The following is a 768-nucleotide window of genomic DNA, read 5'->3' on the forward strand; positions in this document are numbered from 1 at the left end:
TTTGATGAAACGCCCATAATATCCGATACGACAGAGCCTAATTTGATATTTGCACCTTCAAGCACCTTTTGAATTCGATTATGCTGTCTAGCTCGTTCTTCAATAATACTTCTGCGATAACGAACAAGCTCACGTAATTCTCGCTGATTTCGATCAGGGATAAAGCTTGCCTTCAACAACCCATGACGAAGAAGTTGAGCGATCCACTCAGCATCTTTGACATCTGTTTTTCGACCAGGCACTGCTTTCATATGTTGTGCGTTAACAACTAAAAATTCCATTTCTTCAGCCTCAATTAAGTTCACGATAGGCTTCCAAAACACACCTGTGCTTTCCATAGCGACATGAGTGCAACCATGTGATTTAATCCAATCCATCAGTTGAATTAAAAACACCGTTTTTGTAAAAAATGTTTGAATCTCCTTTCCTTCGGGGGTCATAATGCAGGCGGTAATGTTATCTTTATGTACATCCATTCCGCATACTCGTTCAATGATAACTTCCATTGAAACCATCCTTTCTATGGCAAAAAATTAGAGGCTGGTGCAAAAACCAGAATAGGATTAATCTACCATGAGTGCTTCCCGTAAGGGAGCGACAGTCTGTGATGCACCGAGGTCGTTGGAGTCAGACTAACGGATGGGCTCTAATGGCACCATAGTTCATCGACCTTCCTCACCCAGCCATAGAATCAGTATGGACGGTTTTCCACCATTTTCATTCTCTGTGGTGCAGCGCTGGTCGTGCGCTGCATGGTTGGCTAACGGG

The 768-nt window shown here is 43.1% G+C and carries 1 protein-coding gene; it reads right to left on the reverse strand.

The window, feature by feature from the left end:
• On the reverse strand, window positions 1-506 hold a 506-nt coding region (locus tag ASU00_RS24100), incomplete at its 3' end, for an IS110 family RNA-guided transposase (protein ID WP_152983846.1).
• Window positions 507-768: the final 262 nt, after the last annotated feature.

It is taken from the genome of Peribacillus muralis (genome assembly GCF_001439925.1).
Lineage (GTDB): Bacteria > Bacillota > Bacilli > Bacillales > DSM-1321 > Peribacillus > Peribacillus muralis.